Source organism: Herbiconiux daphne, assembly GCF_024979295.1.
In the GTDB taxonomy this organism is placed as follows: Bacteria; Actinomycetota; Actinomycetes; order Actinomycetales; family Microbacteriaceae; genus Herbiconiux; species Herbiconiux daphnes.
In genome coordinates this window covers 1-645 of record NZ_JANLCJ010000476.1, presented here as the reverse complement: position 1 = coordinate 645, position 645 = coordinate 1, and the positions used below count along the sequence as shown (strand labels likewise).

Here is a 645-nt window from a genome sequence, read left to right as displayed (position 1 = left end):
CAATGCCAGTGCCAGACGTCAGGGTACAACACCGGCGGTGTCTCGTTTCGATAATTACGAACAAGCTGTACGCTATATTCGTGGTGAACGTCAGGCAACTGGTTTTGATAACTATGTGATCATGCGTTCTGTATCATTTGTAACACCAACCACTAATATTGCAATGTAAGTAGTAAATTTTGCGTCAGGAGGATGCAAGTTTGTCAAAAATCTATGGAGTAAAAGAATTACTTGGCGACAGTGCTTGTCCAGAATGTCGCAAAGCTGGTGGGGATAAAACAGGTAACCACTTACAGCACTGGAAGAACACTGAGACTGGAGAAGAGTGGACTCATTGCAATCGGTGTGGGCATGGTGAGAAAGTCACTGATGCCAACCGAGCAGACATCGAGTCTGTTCGACAGATCAAACGTGAACTGACAGATGAAGAACGAGAAGCAATTCTAGCAGAAGCAAATGAACTTCCAATCATGGCACTCACTACACGAGGTATCACTCGTGCTGTTGCAGAGCGTTATGGTGTTCGTTGTGGTTTATCATCTGTAAACCGGGAACCTATTTCTCACTTCTATCCCAAACATAAAGATGGTGTAATTGTTTCTTACAAGATTCGTAATCTTGATCCTAAGAGCTTCTATGCAATCG

1 protein-coding gene is annotated in these 645 nt (G+C 43.6%); it reads left to right on the top strand.

The window, feature by feature from the left end; translation table 11 throughout:
* Window positions 1-200: 200 nt before the first annotated feature.
* A partial coding sequence (locus N1032_RS25955; RefSeq protein ID WP_407933090.1) for a hypothetical protein occupies window positions 201-645 on the top strand: 445 nt, incomplete at its 3' end.